Source organism: Pseudomonas machongensis (genome assembly GCF_034961125.1).
In the GTDB taxonomy this organism is placed as follows: domain Bacteria; phylum Pseudomonadota; class Gammaproteobacteria; order Pseudomonadales; family Pseudomonadaceae; genus Aquipseudomonas; species Aquipseudomonas machongensis.
In genome coordinates, this window is the sequence record NZ_JAYFUI010000193.1 from 7,313 (window position 1) to 20,905 (window position 13,593).

Annotated in this window: 14 protein-coding genes and 1 riboswitch; of the genes, 5 read left to right on the plus strand and 9 right to left on the minus strand. The window is 53.3% G+C overall.

What is annotated here, in order from left to right; all coding sequences use genetic code 11:
- Positions 1 to 472 precede the first annotated feature (472 nt).
- Complete coding sequence (locus tag VA602_RS25050) at positions 473 to 1,267, minus strand: hypothetical protein (protein WP_323454633.1); 795 nt, start codon at positions 1,265 to 1,267, stop codon at positions 473 to 475.
- 190 nt (positions 1,268 to 1,457) lie between these two features.
- On the opposite strand from VA602_RS25050, the gene tnpA reads away from it, so the two are divergent.
- The 3 genes from tnpA (at position 1,458) to tnpC (ending at position 3,806) form a co-directional block, all read left to right on the plus strand.
- Entirely contained in the window at positions 1,458 to 1,790 is a 333-nt protein-coding gene (tnpA, locus tag VA602_RS25055) for an IS66-like element accessory protein TnpA (protein ID WP_053870528.1), read from the plus strand.
- A complete protein-coding gene (tnpB, locus tag VA602_RS25060) occupies positions 1,787 to 2,122 on the plus strand; it encodes an IS66 family insertion sequence element accessory protein TnpB (RefSeq protein WP_028697114.1) in 336 nt (111 codons plus the stop codon). Before tnpA ends, tnpB begins: the two co-directional genes overlap by 4 nt.
- 61 nt (positions 2,123 to 2,183) lie before the next feature.
- On the plus strand, positions 2,184 to 3,806 hold the full coding sequence (gene tnpC, locus VA602_RS25065) for an IS66 family transposase (RefSeq protein ID WP_033737846.1): 1,623 nt from the start codon (positions 2,184 to 2,186) through the stop codon (positions 3,804 to 3,806).
- Here tnpC and ppa read toward each other — a convergent pair.
- From ppa to crcB, 3 genes are read right to left on the minus strand one after another with little or no spacing between them, the layout of a single operon-like run.
- Positions 3,765 to 4,310: an inorganic diphosphatase gene (gene ppa, locus VA602_RS25070; RefSeq protein WP_028697115.1), complete on the minus strand. Its 546-nt coding sequence runs from the start codon at positions 4,308 to 4,310 to the stop codon at positions 3,765 to 3,767. The genes tnpC and ppa overlap by 42 nt on opposite strands.
- Positions 4,311 to 4,312: 2 nt before the next feature.
- Positions 4,313 to 4,666, minus strand: coding sequence for a DUF190 domain-containing protein (locus VA602_RS25075; RefSeq protein WP_028697116.1), 354 nt, complete (start codon positions 4,664 to 4,666; stop codon positions 4,313 to 4,315).
- 10 nt (positions 4,667 to 4,676) lie between these two features.
- The gene (gene crcB, locus VA602_RS25080; protein ID WP_028697117.1) at positions 4,677 to 5,060 is read right to left on the minus strand and encodes a fluoride efflux transporter CrcB; all 384 of its coding nucleotides are present in this window, start codon (positions 5,058 to 5,060) and stop codon (positions 4,677 to 4,679) included.
- A gap of 141 nt (positions 5,061 to 5,201) precedes the next feature.
- A riboswitch (Fluoride riboswitch) is annotated at positions 5,202 to 5,263 on the minus strand.
- Between the two features lie 85 nt (positions 5,264 to 5,348).
- On the opposite strand from crcB, the gene VA602_RS25085 reads away from it, so the two are divergent.
- A complete protein-coding gene (locus tag VA602_RS25085; protein ID WP_028697118.1) occupies positions 5,349 to 5,924 on the plus strand; it encodes a uracil-DNA glycosylase in 576 nt (191 codons plus the stop codon).
- Between the two features lie 3 nt (positions 5,925 to 5,927).
- On the opposite strand, the gene VA602_RS25090 is transcribed toward VA602_RS25085, so the two are convergent.
- Positions 5,928 to 7,100, minus strand: coding sequence for a TDT family transporter (locus VA602_RS25090; protein ID WP_028697119.1), 1,173 nt, complete (start codon positions 7,098 to 7,100; stop codon positions 5,928 to 5,930).
- 108 nt (positions 7,101 to 7,208) lie between these two features.
- Between VA602_RS25090 and VA602_RS25095 the strand changes: the two genes are divergently transcribed.
- On the plus strand, positions 7,209 to 8,102 hold the full coding sequence (locus VA602_RS25095) for a LysR family transcriptional regulator (protein ID WP_028697120.1): 894 nt from the start codon (positions 7,209 to 7,211) through the stop codon (positions 8,100 to 8,102).
- A 162-nt stretch (positions 8,103 to 8,264) separates the two neighbouring features.
- On the opposite strand, the gene VA602_RS25100 is transcribed toward VA602_RS25095, so the two are convergent.
- Genes VA602_RS25100 through VA602_RS25115 form a run of 4 tightly spaced genes read right to left on the minus strand, consistent with a single transcriptional unit; the run spans position 8,265 to position 13,520 of the window.
- Positions 8,265 to 8,714, minus strand: coding sequence for a hypothetical protein (locus VA602_RS25100; protein ID WP_212628228.1), 450 nt, complete (start codon positions 8,712 to 8,714; stop codon positions 8,265 to 8,267).
- Entirely contained in the window at positions 8,715 to 10,715 is a 2,001-nt protein-coding gene (locus VA602_RS25105; protein WP_280313191.1) for an integrase, read from the minus strand.
- The gene (locus VA602_RS25110) at positions 10,708 to 12,282 is read right to left on the minus strand and encodes a site-specific integrase (protein ID WP_280313193.1); all 1,575 of its coding nucleotides are present in this window, start codon (positions 12,280 to 12,282) and stop codon (positions 10,708 to 10,710) included. The genes VA602_RS25105 and VA602_RS25110 overlap by 8 nt, the downstream gene beginning before the upstream one ends.
- Entirely contained in the window at positions 12,279 to 13,520 is a 1,242-nt protein-coding gene (locus tag VA602_RS25115; protein WP_280313195.1) for a tyrosine-type recombinase/integrase, read from the minus strand. Before VA602_RS25115 ends, VA602_RS25110 begins: the two co-directional genes overlap by 4 nt.
- Positions 13,521 to 13,593 lie beyond the last annotated feature (73 nt).

The window sequence follows — 13,593 nt, forward strand, 5'->3', positions numbered from 1 at the left end:
AGAACCTATTAGGCAGACTGCCCCTGGGTCCGAGCCCAACTGTGACCGCCCGTCCATACTGAGCCACGAAAGCCACAATCACGATCTGCCGCGTCAGAAGGACTCACTGACCTCAAGTGAGCAATGTGCAGATTATGCACCTTGCTTCCCTGCATCCGCCCTTGGGGCGGACCCGCACTCGGTGTCACACATCACCGGCCTTCGGCCGAATGAACCCAGCGGCAGGTGGCCTCCCATGAATGCAGCTCTGGTTCCTCGGACGCTGGCTATGTGATCACCCAGACCGATTGACCAAGCGGACCTCGCGTTGCACTCTCCGTCACTCCGGCGTGTCCCGCTGATCGTGCTGAATGACGGCTGGCGTACGTTGATCAGTCCGATTCACCCGGTTCGATCCATGCGCCCAACTCCCTGGATAATTCCGCTCCAGGAGCGGGTATCGCCTTATCCACTCCACCATTCCCGCTCAGCGTCATGGCCTGCGCAGTATGTTTCCGATGGGGGACACAACAGATCGGCGAATAATGGATGCCTTTGCGAGCTGTCGAGCAAAGTAGAAATTGGTAGAGCGGGTGATCGCGGTCTGATTGATCACCGCCACCTCGTCATCTGTGAGCACGCAATCAGGCATGTCAGCGACGATAGCCACCCGAGGGGACACAGGGACGATCATCATATCCTCGAAGCTGTCCGGTACTAAGAAATGGTGGACGGGAGACCTTACGATTCCCCACTGCATCGATTCGTTCGCCTGTATGAAGTTGTCCTGGTAGCCGATGACATGGATGCCGGCCAGGAATCGCCCCTTCATCACTCCATCGGATGCGTACAGAGTATGCTTACTCTCCAGCACCTCTTGCTCAGCCTTCGTCAGTGTCTCGCTGGTCACACCGTTGAGCGTCACATCGTCTAGACCCTCATTCCGGAATCGTTGACGCGTCCGCCAGAGAGAGAAAAATTCCTCAACAACTCGCTTTTCCCAAATCCCTATTTTGGTCACCCTCCCCCACTCGATGGCATCAGCCAGTGTTTGGAATCGGTCCTCAATCTGCTTTCCTATCACAGCCTCAGTTCGCTGATCCCACACGCGCTGGGCACAGAAAATCGGATTGTTGGGTTTGAGTCGCATGACCTTCTGATGCGGGATTGAGAAAACCTCCACACTGCCATCCATGCCTGCAAATCGCTGGATACTGGCTTTGGGGAAGACATGCTGATTGATCGTGAATCGGTGGGGGTTGCCAGGCTGGGTAGGCTCATACTTCACTTACAGACCCTCTAGATCGAGAAACTGAGGTGAATTGTAGTGAGGAACCTCAGTTCAGCATTGCACAGGCAGTGACCTGAGGAGTGACGTATCCGTCCGGCAAACACACCTTCCCGACACTACCGCCGAAGGCCATGGTGTCCACCTAATTTAAGTGGACACCAGTTCTAGCCTTTTAAGCGGGTATTTCATGCAGCCAACACGTCGCACCTATTCCAAGTCTTTCAAAGCCCAAATCATTCAAGACTGCGCCCACCCCGGCGCCTCGATTGCCAGCATCGCGCTCAGCCACAGCCTCAACGCAAACCTCGTCCACAAATGGATTCGGCTCCAAGCGCAGAAAAGCACAGCCCTGCAACCTGCATTTGTTCCATTACCTGTTTCGCTGACCAGCGCGAACTTGCACCCGGCAGGATTTAGCATCTGCGTTGAAATCCAGCATCCGCGCGCCACCATCAAAGTAAACTGGCCCACTGAACATGCGGCTACCTGCTCGACTTTTCTTCAAGACCTACTCCGATGATTCGCATCGACGCCATCTGGCTCGCCACCGAGCCTATGGACATGCGCGCGGGCACTGAAACGGCGTTGGCCAAGGTGATTGCGGTGTTCGGTGCGGCGCAGCCGCACTGTGCTTATCTGTTCGCCAACCGCCGCGCTAATCGCATGAAAGTTCTGGTGCATGATGGCTTCGGCATGTGGCTGGCGGCGCGGCGACTGAACCAAGGCAAATTCCACTGGCCTGGCGTTCGCCATGGCGCTGAAATGGAGTTGGATACCCAGCAACTTCAGGCATTGGTGTTGGGTCTGCCATGGCAGCGCGCAGGTGCTGGAGGTTCGATCACACTCCTTTAACGGCTGCCATTAGCCTATCGCTCTATCGCCGCGATTGGCCTGCTCGGGCAATATCGGCGCCATGAATTTACTACCCGATCTCGATCATTTGCCCCCTGAACAATTGCGCGCCTTGGCGGGGCAGTTGATGCAGCGTGTCGCGACACTCGACCAACAAATCGAGACGATGGGTAAGACCGTTGATTTCATGGGCAAGAAGATCGGCCAAGACAAAACGCTGATCGAGAAGCTGACCTTTGAGATCGCCCAGCTCAAACGTCTGAAGTTTGCCAAGCGCAGCGAACAGATGAATCCCGAGCAGGCTAGCCTGCTCGATGATCTGATAGACACCGACATCGCTGCGATTGAAGCTGAGCTTCAGAGCTTGCAGGCCGTGATAACTCCGACCGAGAAAAAGCAAACGCCCAAGCGCAGGGCTTTGCCGGCAGAGTTTCCACGCACACTGATCCATCACGAGCCAGAAAATACCCACTGCCCATGCGGCTGCGCCCTCAAGCGCATCGGCGAGGACTTCAGCGAGAAACTGGACTACACGCCCGGTGTGTTTACCGTTGAACGTCATGTGCGTGGCAAATGGGTTTGTGACGACTGCGAAACGCTGATCCAAGCACCCGTTCCGGCGCAAGTCATTGATAAGGGCATCCCGACTTCGGGCCTGCTCGCCCACGTCATGATCGCCAAGTTTGCCGACCATCTGCCGCTTTACCGTCAGGAGTCGATCTTCGGTCGAGCTGGCCTGGCGATTCCACGCTCAACCCTGGCTCAATGGGTGGGCGTGACGGGCGTACAGTTGCAGCCACTGGTCGACGCGCTGCGCGACGTGGTACTCGGGCAGCAGGTCATTCATGCCGATGAAACACCCGTGCAGATGCTCATGCCGGGAACGAAGAAGACTCACCGTTCCTATGTATGGGCCTATGCCACCAGCCAGTTCTCGGACGCGGCAGCGGTGGTGTACGACTTCAGTCTCAGCCGTGCCGGAGAGCATGCTCGCAATTTTCTGCAAGACTGGAAAGGCAAACTGGTCTGTGATGATTTTGGCGGCTACAAAGCCAGCTTCGAACTTGGCGTGACCGAAATCGGCTGCATGGCCCATGCGCGGCGTAAGTTCTTTGAACTGCACGCCACGAACAAAAGCACGCTGGCTGAGCAGGCCCTGCGTTATATCCAGTTGTTGTACGAAATCGAGAGCGAAGTCCGCGATCTTGAGCCGGATGCGCGACGCCGAATACGGCAAGAAAAAGCCATCCCTGTGATGGAAAAGCTGCATGCCTGGATGATTGCCCAGCGCGATCTTGTGCCCGAGGGCTCAGCCATCAGCAAAGCACTCGATTACAGCCTGAAACGCTGGACAGCGCTGTCGCGCTACCTCGATGACGGAGCTGTACCCATAGACAACAACTGGGCAGAGAACCAGATCCGACCATGGGCTCTTGGGCGTAAGAACTGGCTCTTTGCGGGCTCATTGCGCAGCGGTAAACGTGCGGCTGCAATTATGAGCTTGATCCAGACGGCACGGCTCAATGGACATGATCCGTATGCGTACCTAAAGGACGTGCTCACCCGCCTGCCAACACAGCGGGCGAGTGAGATTACTGAGCTACTTCCGCATAAGTGGGTTCACTCTAACAGTCCAGATTCTCTAGTGAGACATCAGCCTCTTTGGAACGTAGGCAGCTACTGACTTGCGGATTTCTTCCCTAGCCTCATCTGCGCTACCCCATCGCCCCATCTTTACCCACTTACCCGGTTCCAACGCCTTATAGTTTTCGAAGAAGTGCTGGATCTGCGCGAGGAGTAATGCAGGCAGGTCTGAGCACTCCTTAACGTCGCTGTACATAGAGCTGAGTTTTTCATGAGGCACTGCGATCACCTTGGCATCCGCTCCAGCTTCGTCCGTCATGTACATCACACCAACCGGGCGACTACGAATGACAACGCCAGGTGATACCGGGTAAGGACAAATCACTAGGACGTCGAGAGGATCGCCGTCATCGCTCAGTGTATTTGGAATGAACCCGTAGTTGGCCGGGTAGAACATCGGCGTGCTGAGGAAGCGGTCAACGAAGATCTGTCCGCTTGGCTTGTCCACCTCGTACTTGATCGGCGAGTGGTTTGCAGGGATCTCAATAACGGTGAAGAAGTCATCGGGAATCGCTTTACCAGCTGAAATGTCCGTATAGCTCATGTTCATAGCTCCGAAGTTGTAGACGGGGCTGCGCTGGAAGGCGCTTTTCCAAGTGTGCCCATCTCGATTGGCGTTTTTGTGAAAAACACCGAAATTTCCTCACAGTCCAGTCGCTTGAATAATAACTCTGACTCCTCCTCCGTCATTGCCAAGCGAATCTCGGTAGGTTGATCAGCCAGCTCAAAAAAGTGCGATGAGTGAAGTTTTCCAGTGTGTCCAAAACCTTCGATTCCGGTGCATAGCGTGGCACCGCGCAGCCCCATTTCCTTAGCTATGTCGACGATCCATTCGCCGAGCATCTTTCCTTGATAACGACGGTTTTGTTGGGTGAAGAAAACGACCATATAGCCTTTCATTTCAATTTCCTCAGCGAGTACCAATCATTTGGTAGGAAAGTAGTCCGGCAGCGGTCATCGCTAACGAACCTACAACGTGCAATGAAATTGAGCCGAGCGCCCACAGCAATCTTCCTTCTTGGATGAGGGCAACTGTTTCGGCTGAAAAGGTGGAAAAGGTGGTAAGTCCCCCACAAAAGCCCGTGATTATCAGCAAGCGCCATTCTGGACTTAAGGAGGGAGATGCGGCCAAGAGCGCGATGGCTAGGCCAATGATGTATCCCCCGACCATGTTCGCCACTACAGTGCCTGGGGGAATAGTCGGGAACAGAGCGTTGAGCTTCATACCCAAGAGCCAGCGCAACCAGGCACCAAGTGATGCGCCGATGGCGATGACAAAGAGTGATTTCAGCATGACTGCAAATCTCCTCGAAGCTGGTAGGGCCGAGGAGGTGCTGATAACCGCAGATTGCGATAGAGAGTTAATAAGGAATTTTGAGTCAATTTCCTGTCCTAGATTCGCGGACAGGGGGCACACCTACGCACCCTGTCCAGGGTTCACGTAGGCATCATCAGCACGGGGCGGTTGTGAGGAGGAATGCCATCTCCTTAGAAGCAACATATCACTCGCGCGATTGTCACGTAAATAGTGCTTCGCAATCGTTGACGCGAGCACGGTTTCCCCTCGACGCCTAGAGACTAGATGAATATTCAAGATACCCGCAGACATCGTCTGTACTCCCAGCCTGCTGGTATTCTGAACAAGTGGGTAGACGCCCGGAGCCTGGGAGCTAGACGACTGCCGTACTTTGATCCGCTGGATGGTGGGGTCGATGCGTCTGTTCTGATATTGCTGGAATCTCCGGCCAGGGATTGCTCGTGGCCACGCTTCGTTTCCCGCGACAACACAGGGCCCTCCCAGCGCAACCTGAAGCGCTTCCTTGAACAGGCGTGCCTCGCGCGTGAGCAGACCATTTTGTGGAATATCTATCCGTGGCTGCCGAAGCTGGACAGTCCTGCCGAAGCGATCACCCGCTCGAAAATCACAGAGGGCGTCACACTGCTGAAAGAGGTAATGGATCTGCTCCCGTGCCTGCGCGTCGTGGTCTTGGCTGGACGCGTGGCTCAAAGAGCGGCACCCGAAATCGAGCATCATCGCCCCGAGGTCAGGCTGTTCGCCATGCCGCACCCAAGCCCGCTTTCGGTGTGTCAGCATCCTGATGTCGCTAAAGACATTGTCGCCACGCTGGCCCGGGCGGCGAACGTGGCGAGTGTCTGATCGTTAGCGACTGGCGCGTTTGGCGTTCAGCGACGCGATACAAGGCGATACAAATAGATTGCCACGGTATGCACCGGCAGCGGTTTTGGTCGCAACCACCAGCCACATGATGGCCAACATCATCACCAGGATAATGCCCAGCACATCAAAAAAGGCCAAGTTCAGCGTCGCGCCGAGCTTCAGCGTGGTCACCGCATATACCCCCAGCGGGAATGTGAAGCCCCACCAGCCAAGATTGAAGGGTATGCCGCCCTTGGCATAACGCGCGGTGATCAACAGCGCCAACAGCATCCACCACAAGCCCAAGCCCCAGAACAGGACACCCGATACTACCCCGATACCCCCGGCCACCACGCCGGCGCCTGACATGCCGTGGGCAGCGAAGATTGCCGGTGCATCGTTACCAATGACCAACATGCCCAGAGCGCCCGTGCCAATTGGCCCCAGCGATAACCAAGACGACGCCGCCATGCTCTCATGGGGCAATTTATGAAGTGCCAGACGCAGTACCAGAATAACCAGTATGCTTAAGGCAACTGGAACCGAGTAGGCCCACAAGACGTAGCTGGTGATCAGCATCGTGAACTGAGCACTGGTATCAGCCAGATGCGGTGCGATGGTACCGCCGCTCGCCGCTGCCACTTCCGCCGCTACCACAGGAAGCAGCCATACAGCAGTCATCTGATCGATGCTGTGCTCCTGCCGGGTAAACATCATGAACGGGATCAGCACCCCACACGCCAGTGCCATGGCGACGTCCAGCCACCAGAGCGCATGGGCCAAGGGGATCACACCGTCTCCCCAGTTCGGCAGGCCGTACTGAACCAAGCCGTTGATGATCGTTGCCAGGCCCATCGGTATCGTGCCGAAAAACATCGAAACCGTGGAATGCCCAAAGATCTGTTTGGCCTCATCGAAGAAGAACACCCAGCGGGCGGCGTACATCAGGGTAAAGACGGTAAACAGCAGGATATTGAACAGCCAAAGCGCCTCCCCAATACCTGTAAGCAGCATACTGTGACCCGGCAACTGCCCCAGGGCCAAGGCCAGAATGCCGGTGCCCATCGTTGCGGCAAACCAGTTAGGCGTGAACTGTCGAATCGCTTCCTTGGGATTGGAAAGCGCCGAGAGCGGCTGGCCGCCCTGCATGACCTTGATAAGGCTGATCTCGCGCATAAAACCTCCGAATGATTGCGATGCGGCAACAGGTTCAGAATAGCGGCATGCATCTATCTGGAAAAACGGATATTTTGAATATGGCATACCTATTTTCAAGGTAAGAAAGTGAAGCTCACACTTCGGCAACTCCACATCTTCCGCGCTATCGCCCAGCTGGGTTCAACCACCCAAGCCAGCGCAACCCTCGCTCTTTCGCAGTCAGCCACCAGCGCAGCACTCCAAGAACTCGAAGGCGCATTGGATATTCGACTCTTCGACCGCGTCGGCAAACGCCTGGTGCTCAACGAAAACGGCCAGGCACTATTGCCCAAGGCTATCCGCCTGCTGGAGGCTGCACTGGAGATCGAGGGTGGTTTTCGGACTGACGTGGTCGCGCGGCTGCGGGTAGGTTGCAGCACGACGATTGGCAACTACATCATGCCGCTGCTGATGCAACACATGGCCGAGCGTGCCGGCGGGACACAGATCGATGTCATCCTGGGCAACAGCGCAGAGATCGCCCGGCAGGCGGCACAATTGTCAATTGACGTTGGCCTGGTCGAGGGGCCGAGCCATCAGCCCACTCTGGCCGTGCAGCCCTGGTGTGAAGACGAGTTGATCATTGTCGCAGCGGCAGATGACCCTCTGGCACACAAGGGGCGGCTTTCGCTTAGTGACCTGCAAGAAGCGCGCTGGCTGGTACGCGAAGAGGGATCGGGTACGGCTGAAGAGGTTCAGCGCTGGCTTTTTCCACACCTGGGTGCCTGGCGCAATGCCCGGCAGATTGGCAGTTCAGAAGCTATCAAGCGGATGGTCTCGGCTGGCGTCGGAATCAGTTGCCTTTCCTATTGGGTGGTTGGAGATCTCATCGCCGAGGGGAGCCTGATCTCGTTGAACCACATGATTCCTGAGCACAAACGGCAGTTGCACGCGATTTATCACAGAGACAAGTTTATCTCCCGCTCTCTTGAAACCTTTTTCAGTGTGATCAAGGATTTCGCGTCGGCCAATGCGAGATGACGGTCAGACCACGCGATGCCCTCATCAAAATGGAAGACGTGTTCACCAGCCGCTTACGGAGTGACGGGGCTCCCGCCATGAAGACCCAACCGCTGGGCTCCTCCTGCTCTAGGAGCAGGTCTATCACACAGAAATATTCAGAAGGCCGCCCGTAGGCGACACTCATGATTTCCTCGACCTCACTAGCTTCGGCCTAGCGCGTATTGGGGCATCAGAACGCTCACGATCGATGAATGGCAATGGACGGTTCAGCTGCGACTCATGTAAGCCTTCAATCGACGCGTTGTATTGCCACGTTAGAAATTTTTCCAGCAATTGAGAGTTCTCAGCCTTCAACGCCTGGATTTCCGACTCCAAACGGGCAATCCGGTCCCCCGCAATTTTTAAACTTGAAGGCGTAGGAATTCGAACGACCTCTTCAGTCGCTGTCTTCTTTGCCTGAGCAAAAGCGCGTTTAATTTCAAGATGAGAGGAGAGTGACTGGCGCGTGGGACGCTTCCCTACAAGCCCAGCCACTTTGTCGCAAAGTAACTCCCAATTTAAAGCACCTTCCCAGCTCAACAAGGTGTCAGCAATTGCGTGAATATCGTCCTTGGTCAGGTGCTTGGCCATTTACAGCATCTCCATCAAACTTGCCAAACGGTTACTCGGTTCTTCCGAAATCGATTTCGTATGCATTTCACCGCGCGCACGAAGCGCACGTGCAGAATGACTTGGCTGATTTTCTCGACGTAGCCTGATGAAAGACCCTTCAGGCACACTTTCGTCTTTTAAAATCCCGACCAATTCCCGCATCCTCGCAGCAGACAAGCTATGATGCTCGACCCACCGATCAGCACCGTAATGCCCTTCCTGCATAGCGGCCTCCGAAGCAGCTAGCTGCTCCTCAATGTCAGCCAATTGCGATTCTATCTCCTCTTTAGTATCTGGCCGTTTTTCGCACAAATGCTCATTGCAGTTTAAGCAATCTCGGAATTGACCGCACGGGGCTGCGGCAAAATCATGAAGGCAGAATCCATAGCGCGACCTATGCACAGGCCCTTTTGGAGCTAATTCGTAAGCTTCCCGGCTTACCGGCTCACAATGGATCAAGACCGACTGATCATAACCAGCGGCAAGCTGCACCGCCTCGTATTTGGCAGCTAACTCCTTCGGCGTGAGGTGATTGTAGACACGGTTCTGTTTGGGATCAGCACGTCCTGCGAATCGAGCGATATCGTCTTCCGAAAGGCCACCCCGATGCCCCATCGTGTCGATCATATGGCGCATCTGGTGCGTCGTGATCTTCATCTCCGAACCATCTGAATGACGGAATCCATACCGAGCGAAGATACTTGTGTGCTGCCCTTCCTCTAAGCTTTCTCGCGGAGACAGATCGTTATTTACGATGTTCACACTTGGCAGCCAGGGCAATACCCGCAGCGTTCCGCGCTGTGCATGCAGCCGGTTCCTCTGCATAGCGAAAAGAGCATCGCCGTAATTAACGCCCGCTTTTTTACTAACCACCGGGAATTTTTCATCAACTCGATCCTTGAGTTTATCCCACAACGTGTCCAGCGTAATTACATCACCCCTCTTAAAACCATACAGATAGTAAATACGCTGCTGAGCTTCGCTTGGCGACAATTCAAAACCCAGAGCTTCGCATGCCTCTACCTCAGTCAGAGGTTTAGTTCGATCCTTATGCCTTGAATCGGGGTGAATAAACATCTGATCAGGATTAGCCTCAAGCCATTTCCCTAACGCTCTGCCTTCATCGGTGATAGTCCTAATACGCCTCAAGGCTTCTTGAACAATTGGCACCATAACGGTAGGAACAGGCTTTAAGTTTACGCCGAACCCTTTACCAGAAAAGTAGCCTATTCGATAAACCGGATCACCATGCTTATCGACATCGTGATGCTCACAACGATTCGGCAAACGCAAAACCTCAGAAATGCGAACGCTACCGCTCATCAGCAATGCAAAAACACTGGTGGTGAATATGTCCCTTGGGTCGTCACCTATATTGGCAAAAATGTCCGCGAGCGCCAGCACGGCATCAGGATGAGGAAGCTTTTTATCCCTTGCCTCAGCAGCCTTTTTTCCTGTCTTCTCTGAGCCCTCAGGCCGGGGGATTGGGTTCACCCACGTTGAGCAAGACGTAGGAACCAAATCGTTATCGCTTACAAATTTTGCTAGTCGCTGAAGCTCACGGCCACACTGGTACGCAGCAGATACGTAATACTCCCGTGCGACTAGAGCAGCTTGATCAAGCACAGAGCTATTTAACTTTAAGATATCGGGCTGACCGTGTAACTCGGTCAGTACCTTCTCTAATACCTTAAGTGCCTTGCTCTCATTTTTAGTGCCAGTTGGGTTATGACCTTGCTGATACCTGAAATAGGCTTTGGCAAAGGAAATGAATGGCTCCCCCATTTTGTCTTCGATGCTCGTAGACCGAGAACCGGAGCCTAATTTGGTAAAATTAGCAGCCTTCGGCCATAGCCAAGCGTCGAAATCCAGCTCCTTCCCAAACACCGTTAATTCATCCCGGCATTTATTGATGAATTCCTTTAGATTTTCTTGAGCACTAAGCTCCGCCTTGCTTGTGAAATAAAACAAATTACTCATTTTCTTTAGACCTCTTACGTTCGTCACACTTACGAATTACTTCCGCAATTGCCACGATCGTGCGATCCAGCACAGCAGCAACAGTTAAATCACCCGTTTCAGCAAGAATTTGCTCACGTTCTTCGATCAGCTCTATATAAAGTTCTTCGTGAGGCCCATCCAGCCAAGGTTGAAAATTGACACAGGTGTAGCACGGGCGGGGGGCATTCATTCCGCAATAAGAAAAATTACCACAGGTGCCCACCCCGCACTTCTTATGTTTAATTCGGCTCGAAGGATCTGAACCGCGCAAAGCATCAAGCTCAGAATCCACTAGCGTGCCAGCGAAAGCTTGAGCATAGACCGCAAGCTGGAACCCCAAAGCTTCATCAATTTTCTTAAGATGTTCAGGGACATTCTCAGTGTATACATCAACATGCTGCGTGTCGCTATGGTCAAGAAGCTCAGCAATGACATATTTACTCACACCTTCGCGAGCTGCGCGAGTACCAAGCGTATACCTGAATCGTTTAGCGAAAACATGCAGTGCATCATTAGTTCGCTCCGAAATAACACCCAGGCTCTCTACGGTCGCAGTAAGCGTTTGAGTAAAAACTTGAGTTCGAATATGCAAGACATCTGTAGGAAGGGCCTTAATCAGTTCGTCATTCGTGGCAACCGGCAGTACACGCTTGGTGGGGAATAAAGGAAGCATTTTCTGTTGTTCAACGGTCAGCATGAATCCAGCCGTTTCAAATCTCTGCCAGACTTTTTGCTTATGGCTTTCCAGAAGCTCCCACATGGACCTTGTTAGCTGATATGTTTTAAACTCGTCCCGGAACGACCCACCTTCCTGCTTTGCCCTAGGAATGTGGAGAAAGTAGTCTTCGCCTCCATCATCGAGAGGCACGGAAATCAGATCCCCGCACTTCAAATGTGTGAGCTGTGTTGGGCGGCGACCTGTGCAGGCAAGGATCAGACAAACACAGAGGTCAAAGAGATCAATTGCGCCTGATTCATATCCAAAAACCAGGCGATCATTGAATTCAGCAAATTCAAAATCTGAAAGCGCCCCTTTTTCAGGGTCCATAGACTTAATTGCCAAGCCCTTTTCGCGCCCGCGAAGCCTCCAACCATCCAACATCGTAACGACTTCTTTCGTTACGCCTGGAAAGCCAAACACATGCCACCGCCTGAAGAAAGGACGGAGAATTTGCAAGTACTCTTGATTATCACCAATCGCTGACTTGAAGTTAATTAACTGGGAGGTATCAATTTTCCCACTTGTAGCTTCAAAGTATTTCCATAGAGCGTTCGTGACTGCGAATACCGATGCAGGCGAGAAATTTGTGCAATAATGCGCCAGCATTTTGCGGACAGCCTCCCTGTATTCCAGCGGCGTTCTACTCATGACCAAGTCTAAATTTAGCGTATGGTCTTTACTGAGATGCCAGCTAGGCGCGCTTGGAGAAAACTCCCAGTCCATAACAGATCGAAGAGTAGTCTTATCACTTGCAATCAGATCATGAAAGGATTGCTGTTCCGCTTGAGATTCTCTCATGCCAGATGTGGCGATAACTGGCATCATGATTTGAACTCCGGAATCTTCATATTTTCTTCTTGCATCTTCAAGCTATGCTCGTTGGCCTTTTTCTCTACGTATCTTTGAATATAGTGTTTTGCGCTTCCACTGCCAAATTTCCATCCCATTAATTGGGAGCGCATGAGTTCCTCTTCTGGCTCACTCACACCGGCTGTCTCCATAAGCCTGGAGAATCTCTCATTCCAGTAATGCCTCAAATCGTGACCACTGAAATCTGCAAGTGGGGGGACCGCCTCGCGCAAGCTGTTGACGATATTTTTATAATTCACGATCGAAAGAGGCTGCCCTTGGGTAGGCCCCGACTTATGCGTCACAAAGACGAAACCATGTCTTTTGGCACCCGGCACGTGGCGTCGATAATCGGTAATGTAGCGACGCAATTCGTTCATCAGCACGGTCTTTACAGGCAGTAGTCGATCCTTGGTTTTTACCAGTGGCTGATCGGGCCTAGGATCGTCTTTCTCGTCCGCACGCCGCATTACGGAGAGTTGGTTCGCACCGAAGTCCAGGTCTTCAATTTTCAGATTCAGCAATTCACCGCGCCGTATGCCAAGCTCGTACATCACAGAAAATAATAAGCGGTTCCTGACCTGCGTGGCAGGATCTTCCCAAATGTTGAGTCTTGAGCCAGGGCGGAGCAGTTCGATTACTGCCGCTACCCCCACATCACTGAGACCCCTTTTCCTTTTTAGAGTGTTCCGTTTTTTATTGATTGGACGCAGTTCCTTCAAGGCCTGAAGGATACGAGCCAGCTCATCTGGATCGCGGGGCGCACGCAGATATTGCTTCGCTAGCCAATCGAGGTATTTGGTAGCTACGCCAACCCTGGCGTGCATGACCTCCTTCGACACCGGTGCTCGAATGGAGAAGAAAGAGATTCCATGCTTCTTTTCAGGCTGATCAAGCAATCGACGCTGGAATGCCCCTCTGAGCGCCTCTACCTCAAACGGTTCCAGGACGTACCCTGCCGACATGCGAGCCAATAGGTCCACACCTGCTTCGTCCATGGCTTGGAGGAATGCACAAAGGTGACCTGCGGAGTTCGTGAGCGTTGAAGACGAGCGGCTGCTGTTCCTCACCTGGGTCGTGAGATACAGATTGGGATAGTAGAGAGGCATCCCCTTTCCATCGATAACGACGCAGGACCGCTCCCCCTCCCTGAAGGTGAAGTTTTTGACTTTCGCCACCCTGGCCGGTGTGACTGATAAATTCTTTACAACCATGACCAACTATCCTCCCGGCCAAGCATGACCGTCTAATTTTTACTTATTTTTGGGCATAGAAAAAGCCCCAGGG

Coding starts and splice junctions, on each gene's coding strand:
- VA602_RS25090 (WP_028697119.1), bottom strand. CDS start 7,100: ATGCGCGAGATCAGCCTTATCAAGGTCATGCAGGGCGGCCAGCCGCTC.
- crcB (WP_028697117.1), bottom strand. CDS start 5,060: ATGCTGAAATCACTCTTTGTCATCGCCATCGGCGCATCACTTGGTGCC.
- ppa (WP_028697115.1), bottom strand. CDS start 4,310: ATGAGCTATACGGACATTTCAGCTGGTAAAGCGATTCCCGATGACTTC.
- VA602_RS25075 (WP_028697116.1), bottom strand. CDS start 4,666: ATGAAAGGCTATATGGTCGTTTTCTTCACCCAACAAAACCGTCGTTAT.
- VA602_RS25115 (WP_280313195.1), bottom strand. CDS start 13,520: ATGGTTGTAAAGAATTTATCAGTCACACCGGCCAGGGTGGCGAAAGTC.
- tnpC (WP_033737846.1), top strand. CDS start 2,184: ATGAATTTACTACCCGATCTCGATCATTTGCCCCCTGAACAATTGCGC.
- VA602_RS25105 (WP_280313191.1), bottom strand. CDS start 10,715: ATGAGTAATTTGTTTTATTTCACAAGCAAGGCGGAGCTTAGTGCTCAA.
- VA602_RS25100 (WP_212628228.1), bottom strand. CDS start 8,714: ATGGCCAAGCACCTGACCAAGGACGATATTCACGCAATTGCTGACACC.
- VA602_RS25085 (WP_028697118.1), top strand. CDS start 5,349: ATGAATATTCAAGATACCCGCAGACATCGTCTGTACTCCCAGCCTGCT.
- VA602_RS25110 (WP_280313193.1), bottom strand. CDS start 12,282: ATGATGCCAGTTATCGCCACATCTGGCATGAGAGAATCTCAAGCGGAA.
- tnpB (WP_028697114.1), top strand. CDS start 1,787: ATGATTCGCATCGACGCCATCTGGCTCGCCACCGAGCCTATGGACATG.
- tnpA (WP_053870528.1), top strand. CDS start 1,458: ATGCAGCCAACACGTCGCACCTATTCCAAGTCTTTCAAAGCCCAAATC.